Annotated in this window: 7 protein-coding genes; 2 read left to right on the top strand and 5 right to left on the bottom strand. The window is 63.4% G+C overall.

Annotation, left to right across the window (positions count from 1 at the left end):
- Positions 1–631 precede the first annotated feature (631 nt).
- The 4 genes from AC07TY_RS08610 to AC07TY_RS08595 all read right to left on the bottom strand — a co-directional run bounded on the left by AC07TY_RS08610 (position 632) and on the right by AC07TY_RS08595 (position 3,731).
- Positions 632–1,129 carry a MarR family winged helix-turn-helix transcriptional regulator gene (locus AC07TY_RS08610; protein WP_494785040.1) on the bottom strand — a complete coding sequence of 166 codons (498 nt, stop codon included), beginning with the start codon at positions 1,127–1,129 and terminating at the stop codon, positions 632–634.
- A 37-nt stretch (positions 1,130–1,166) separates the two neighbouring features.
- On the bottom strand, positions 1,167–2,003 hold the full coding sequence (locus AC07TY_RS08605) for a LamG domain-containing protein (RefSeq protein WP_494785039.1): 837 nt from the start codon (positions 2,001–2,003) through the stop codon (positions 1,167–1,169).
- 53 nt (positions 2,004–2,056) lie between these two features.
- On the bottom strand, positions 2,057–3,004 hold the full coding sequence (locus tag AC07TY_RS08600) for a S26 family signal peptidase (protein ID WP_494785038.1): 948 nt from the start codon (positions 3,002–3,004) through the stop codon (positions 2,057–2,059).
- A 79-nt stretch (positions 3,005–3,083) separates the two neighbouring features.
- A complete protein-coding gene (locus tag AC07TY_RS08595; protein WP_494785037.1) occupies positions 3,084–3,731 on the bottom strand; it encodes a hypothetical protein in 648 nt (215 codons plus the stop codon).
- A 241-nt stretch (positions 3,732–3,972) separates the two neighbouring features.
- Between AC07TY_RS08595 and AC07TY_RS08590 the strand changes: the two genes are divergently transcribed.
- Together AC07TY_RS08590 and AC07TY_RS08585 are read left to right on the top strand one after the other, a co-directional pair.
- Positions 3,973–4,455 carry a MarR family winged helix-turn-helix transcriptional regulator gene (locus tag AC07TY_RS08590; protein WP_494785036.1) on the top strand — a complete coding sequence of 161 codons (483 nt, stop codon included), beginning with the start codon at positions 3,973–3,975 and terminating at the stop codon, positions 4,453–4,455.
- A gap of 106 nt (positions 4,456–4,561) precedes the next feature.
- A complete protein-coding gene (locus AC07TY_RS08585) occupies positions 4,562–5,230 on the top strand; it encodes a TetR/AcrR family transcriptional regulator (RefSeq protein ID WP_494785035.1) in 669 nt (222 codons plus the stop codon).
- A gap of 462 nt (positions 5,231–5,692) precedes the next feature.
- Here AC07TY_RS08585 and AC07TY_RS08580 read toward each other — a convergent pair whose 3' ends face one another.
- Positions 5,693–6,265, bottom strand: coding sequence for a MarR family transcriptional regulator (locus AC07TY_RS08580; protein ID WP_494785034.1), 573 nt, complete (start codon positions 6,263–6,265; stop codon positions 5,693–5,695).
- Positions 6,266–6,328: the final 63 nt, after the last annotated feature.

The raw sequence follows: 6,328 nt of genomic DNA, 5'->3' as shown, positions 1-6,328 counted from the left end.
GGGGGGTGGCCCCCCCCCCCCCCCCACCAGCTCCTCCTCCAACGGGGACGGGGCGCTTGGCTGAAGAAAACTGCCTTGGTGCCCCGTCCCTGTTGGGAGAGGGCCGGCCTCCCGCCCGTCAGCCATAGAAAATGGGACGGTCAGATCCAGGTCGCCCTGCCGGCCGGGTGAAAGCAACCGTCATGTGGGTCACCGCCCAGGTACGCCTCCACGCGAACCCAAATCTATTGGTGGGAGGTTGCGGTCGCGTGTGGCATTCCACGCCGCATGACACCGCACGGGCGAACGTCTCGAACTTCTCGGGTGCTTGAATCACCCAAATGCCCCGTAAGTCGATCGCAAGCCTCGAAGGCGCTTCCAACGTGCTCCTCCGCTTAACGCTATGTCGATCACCCGTTGATGCGAGTCTCGAACGCCGACATGCATTCCGCAGTTGAACGGGAATAGAGGAAAGGTCTTGATGAACGCCCGGACGCCAGGGCGCCATGAGTCAACTCCTTACCCCGCTCAAGGTCTCAGGTGCAGTTCCGGCATTCCGACAGCGGCAGTCTCACCCCGGCGACAGGGGCGACGGTCCATGGCCGGTAGCCCACGGCCGTTTTGTTCCCACGACATCGGCGATCGAGGGATGTCAGGCGTTGTTGTGATGTGATCGTGGACTGAGATTGTCGTCGGGAGTTGGCTTCAGAGCATTTCCCAGGGTACGAAGAACGTTGGCGGCAGCGCGCATTGCGGGATCGGTGTAGATGCCCTCGAATGCGTCCTGGTAGCTGTCGCGGACGTGGTGTACTGCCCGCAGGCCCACCTCGGTGAGGTGGATTGTTTGCTTGCGACGGTCGGTGGGGTGAGGGCGTCGCTGCAGGTGACCGGATCGTTCAAGTCGGTCGACTAGTGCGGTGATGGATCCGGTGGTGTGCTCCAGAAGATCGGCGAGGTCTTCCGGGGAGACGTCGATGTTGCGGAATAAGAACAGCAGCACTCGCAGGTCCGTGGCGCTGAGTCCGAGTCCGCTGGCGAGGTGGGTGCTCATGCGCAGGTTTTGAGCCTGCAGGTGCTGGTAGGCGCCGAGGAGCTCGAGGAGGTCGGATTCGTCGATGCCGGTAGGGGCCGTCAGCGCTGTTGTGCTCATGGTGATTTTCCTGATCCGGGTAGGCCTGGTGGGGCGGTTATTGGCCGGCGGCGTAGTGGTTAGAGATTTGCTGGGCGGTGAGGACGGTGGAGTACACGGCGGCGTATCGCATCTGACCAGTGAAGTAGTAGTTGCTGGCCGTTCCGGGCCAGCCGGAGGTGGTGTCGTAGCCGATGCGGAAGTACCCGGTGGCGTTCTCGGGGGTGGTGTAGGCGGTATTGGAGGCGACGAGGGCCCCGTCGACGTAGAGGCGCATCCCGGTTGACGCCGACATCGTGGAGGCGACGTGGTGCCAGCTGCCGTCGTTGTATGTCTTGGGTGAGGTGACAACTTGCACCGCGGAGTTGTAGGTGCCGAACACGAGCTGGCCGGTGGTGTTGAGGTAGATCTGTCGGTCGTGTTGACCGGAGACTTTCACCTGGTTGCTGCCGAAGCCGATAAGGAGTCCGCCGGCGACAGTGGTCTTGAACCACACTTCCTCGCTGAAAGTGGTCGGGTTCGCGTAAGACGTTGGGGTGGACACGAAGCTTGAGGTGCCGTTCAACACATAGGCGCCGCCAGTGTCTCTCGAGCAGGCGATCGGGGTGGTCGTGCTGGTGGTCATGGTGCCCTGGTAGGTGCCGTTGGCTGAGTTGCCGTCGCTGTCGGTCGCGGTCGTCGATCCTGATGCTTCGTTGAGGTAGTACTGGAACAGGGACCCAGAGGCGTCGGCAGCTTCGGCCGCTGAGCACTTGAAGTACGGGGCGGTGGCGACCGTGTTGGTGCCGTTGCTGATCTTCGCGGTGAACCCGGCGATGGTGAACGGGGTCGACCCGGTCATGGCCCACAGGGCGGCGACGGTGAGGGCGGCGACAGCTGCCAGCAGAAACGCCAAGCGTATGCGTGATGGGCGATCTTTCGGCCCGCGCCTGCGATCTGGTGTCGTGTTCACGCGTTGTTCTCGTCTTTCGGGGGCAGTCCCACGATCATGGTCCACATCAGCGGCACGCAGCACACCCCGATCAGGATGACCCATCCCCAGAAGCTCAAGTGCAGTCCGGTGGAGAGACTGTAGAACGCTTGGTGGGCGGAGGCGGGAACGGTGACGTGTCCGACCTGCCCGGTGAGAAGGTCGGCGTGGGTGCCATGGAGGGCCTGGACGCGGATGGGGAGAAGCCCGGTGGACACGACGGTCGCGCCTGGGTGGCCGCCGGTGGTGGTGACCTCCTCGACGACGACACCGGTGAAGGGTTTCAGGACGAACGCGGCAACCGACACGGCCAGGGACATTCCCGAGATCCGGTAAGCGCTTTTGCGGGTAGCGCTCGTGACCCGCGAGGTGGCGAGGAACACGATGACGATGCCAAGAAGCACGATCGGAAGACCCCGGATCAGCCAGCCCAGCCCAGGAAGGATGGTTGTGGCGTGGCCGATGAGGTTCTGGTCGGAGAGCTGCCACGGGTCGGTGGCGCCATTGATGTCACCCCGAGTGCTCAGCAGGCCGCCGCTGATCTTGATGATGCGGTGCGTGTACGTTTCGCCGGTGTCGGTGGGCGGGTGGAACGCGATCACGTCGCCGACTACCAGATCCTGCACGGTGGTGGGGGTGGTGAGGACGAGGCTGCCCACCGGGGCTGCGGTCCCCATCGACGGGGTTTTCACGATGAACCACGACCCACCATGCAGGTGAAACAAAAAAGCTGCCGTGATCAGAGTGGTCGCGCCCACAGCGACAAGCGCGGACAGGACTGTGACGAGGATGCTGCGGCGAGGCCGCGGGGTGATCTGCTCGAGACTGATCGGTTGCGGGGCCAGCGTGGCCGACATGGTGTCCGGACGAACCACCGTCGACGCGGGTGCCGCCTCGTCCGGGGTGGTGTCTCGGATGTCGGTCACGTTTTTTCGTCCTTGTCAAGCGGGCGGGGCAGGGGCTCCATTTCGGCGGAGCCCCTGCCCGGGGTTAAGCGGGGGATGACTAGCTGGCGTAGTTCCAGACGAGCGGCAGCGATGCCTGCAGGCCCTGGTAGGTGTTGCCGGCCGAGGAGGCGAGTGTCACAGCGAAGCTGAAGCCGGTGGTGCCGCCAGCGGCGACTGCGGGGAGCGTGTACGCGGAGGTGCCGGCGAGGGCGGCGAGCGTGCCCGAGTAGACGACCGTGTTGGCGGTCGTGTTGGTGATCACGACGGACAGCTTCGCGCACAGGTCAGTGGCGGTGCCGTTAGCGCTGCCGGAGTTCGACTGGGCGCAGGTCGCACCGGGGGTCAGCGTGAATGTGCTCGCGGCCACGGTGCCGGTGTTCTTGATCGTGATGGCCGTCGTGACGGTCTGCCCGGGGATCATCGTGGTCGACCCGCCGAACTTGTTTATCGTGGAGCAGGTGGCGGTGTTGTTGGACACCGAGCCGCCGTCGGTTGAGGTGCAGGTGACAGTCGCGCCGGAGTTCTGCTCCTGCATTGTCAACGCACCCGTCGCGGCGGTATTGGTGGAGTTGGTGATCTGCGCAGCGAACCCGGACAGGGTGCCCGTCATGGTGACCGAGAGGAGAACAGCGGCGAGGACGCCGGTCGCTAGGGCGATGGGGGCGAAGCGGATGCGCTTGACCTTGACGGGGGTGAGGTTCGACACGAGACGGGCTCCAAAAGTGAGTGGGACACTAAGTAGGTGGGGGTGGTGACCTGTTCGACTGCCTGTCCGCTTGGGCGTCTTGTAAGTCGTTTGCCAGGTGATTCGGTGGTGCGTTAGCTCAATGATCATTTAGTTTGATGAGTGAGCCAAGTCCCCTCTTAGGGGGTCTCCCCGAAACCCGTGCCACGTCCTTACCCTGAATGGGCGGCCACGGATGGCCCATTGATCAGAGAGAACATGGATGACCTCCACGACCCGAACCCCGAAACCCGCCCCTGCCGAGATCGCGTCCGCGGTCCAGGCGCTCACCGTTGCTTTGGTGGAGATTGACTCCTCGCACCGGCGCATCCGGCACCGTCTTGCCCATGACCTCGGCTTCTCCACCGGCGAGCTCACAGCCATTTACCTTGTGGCCTCCACGGAGAACTGCACCCCGAAGCAGCTCGCCGGGGAGCTGGACCTCTCCACTGGCGCGATCACCGCCATGGTCGACCGTCTCGAGAAGTCCGGCCACCTGGAAAGGCGAGTCCACCCCACCGATAGGCGCAGCCAGCTCCTGGCCGTCACGACGCTCGGGCGCGAGGCCAACGACGCCATCCTGGGGCTGTACAACACCGCGATCGAAGACGCAGTTAGAAGCTCTCCCGAGGTGTTCGATTCCCGCCTCATCGACTACCTCCGTCAGGCTGCAACGGCCATCGACGCGGCCGCAACGCGTACGTGATCGATTCCTTTGCGCTACACGTGCCACGGCATCTCATCGTTGTTGCCATAAGATATCCGTCGCCTGGTCCGCGAGCCGAAGCGGATCTAGGGCCTAATGTCGTCGCATGACCGATCCGGCTGCCACACCCGCGCAACGAGGAGGCGCCCTGGGCCAGGACAAAGCCACCGCCTTGCCATTGGGTGGAAATCGGCACCTTGTCGTTGAGGCCGCCATTGCGATGTTTCGAAGCCACGCATTCCACGAGACCTCTTTCGAGGTCCTCGCAGCCGAGGCGGGACTACCGGTGACTCGTGTCAGAGAAGAATTCGCCACCTGGGACGAAGTCCTGATGGCTACCGTGGACCTCTGGTCGGGACGTCGCATGGGGCCTGTGACAGCAGCTCGCGAACAAGCCGGCACCATCGCCTATCTTCGAGCATTAGTGCGATCCAACATTGATGATCCGGGACTGATGCGCTTCCTGGCCGCACTGGTCAACATCGCCGCCACTCCTGATCACCCGCTCGCTCCCTGGCTGCAGGAAACGTGGCGGCGCTTCCACACCACTATCATGACGCAACTGGCGAAGGACATCGCGTCGGGTCTTGAGCTGGCCACGATGCAACCTGCTCGAGGAGCCGAACAACTCATCGCGCTCTATGAGGGCCTACAACTCCAAGCAATGGTTCGCCCTGGAATGCAGCTCCTCGACGCATACGACCGGGCAACGACACGCCTTCGCGACGGCTGGTCCCGCACCTACACACCACCCGTGTGGGACCTCGACAACTAATTCTGTCGACTCCGGTCTCGTATGGTCGGCACTCTGGATTTCACTTTGGAACAGGCATACGGTGGTCTTGTCGAGCTGGTTACTCGACACCCATTGGCGACGTGGCCTAGAAGCCCTGGTTCCTCTGATCCGGACCCGTCGCCTTCTCCCATCGTCTCAATGTGTGCCCCCGCGGGATTCCCGCGGGGGCACGACTATCCGTAGCTTGGGGCCTTTCCAGACCACCGAGTTTGATCCAGACTGAGAGAACCTCGATACGGATCAGGATTGGGGTTCCGGCCGGGGATGGGCCGCGGCGGCTCATCCCCGGGACAAACTCCTCAGGGGCGACCTCTTGGCCATGTTGGCCAGCAGGTGCACTTCGCAAGGGTGGACTTCGACTCCAACGGCTACGCCTGCAGATTGTCGGCTTGTCCCCGGCAATTGGGACGTCCTGCGCTGAAGCTGGCGAAGAGCCTGCGATCACCTGCGGCGAAACGCGAATGTTGGGCGTGAGCTTGTGTCGTCCGGGTCGTCGGGTGTCACCGATTCACCGGCAGCGCCGGGGTTCCGCCGCAAACGACTGTTGGCGGTAGCGGCGGCCTCCGTCATGTGGGCAAGAAAGTCGGCGGCAATTCGCACGTCCTCCACGCGAGCTTCGAAGAGTAGTCGTGCGATCTCCTGACCAGCAAAGGCCAGGAAACGATCGCTTTCAGCCTTCGCGAGCACGGTCGGACGAAGACTGACACGGCGACGGTCACGTTCCTCCCGAGTTCTCTTCACGTGTCCGGCAGCCTCGAGCCGGTCGATGAGTACCGATGTCGCCCCGGTGGTCATCCCGATCAGCTGCGCAAGCCGTGCAGGAGAGAGTGGCTGTCCGGACTGCTCCGCCCACACGATCTGCCCGAGAGCGTTCGCGTCCGCCGTCGGTAATCGCATCCACCTCGACAGGTGCCCGTTGAGCTCGTTGAACGCGACTGCCCAGTCACCGAGCCGACGCATGACCTCGACCTGTGTCTTGGACCAACCCGTTGTCAACGGCCGGGGTATGCCCATTCCTCTTCCTCTCACGATCGGGTCGCTTTACTGTAAAGCCTGAACGGGTAGAGCGCCCGACAG

The sequence above is a fragment of the Frondihabitans sp. GW821-FHT04F02 genome (assembly GCF_059420045.1).
This window is presented reverse-complemented; position numbering and strand designations above follow the sequence as displayed.

What these genes read in the sequence shown, in the direction of transcription:
- AC07TY_RS08610 (WP_494785040.1), bottom strand. Translation starts at nt 1,129, where the DNA reads ATGAGCACAACAGCGCTGACGGCCCCTACCGGCATCGACGAATCCGAC.
- AC07TY_RS08585 (WP_494785035.1), top strand. Translation starts at nt 4,562, where the DNA reads ATGACCGATCCGGCTGCCACACCCGCGCAACGAGGAGGCGCCCTGGGC.
- AC07TY_RS08580 (WP_494785034.1), bottom strand. Translation starts at nt 6,265, where the DNA reads ATGGGCATACCCCGGCCGTTGACAACGGGTTGGTCCAAGACACAGGTC.
- AC07TY_RS08590 (WP_494785036.1), top strand. Translation starts at nt 3,973, where the DNA reads ATGACCTCCACGACCCGAACCCCGAAACCCGCCCCTGCCGAGATCGCG.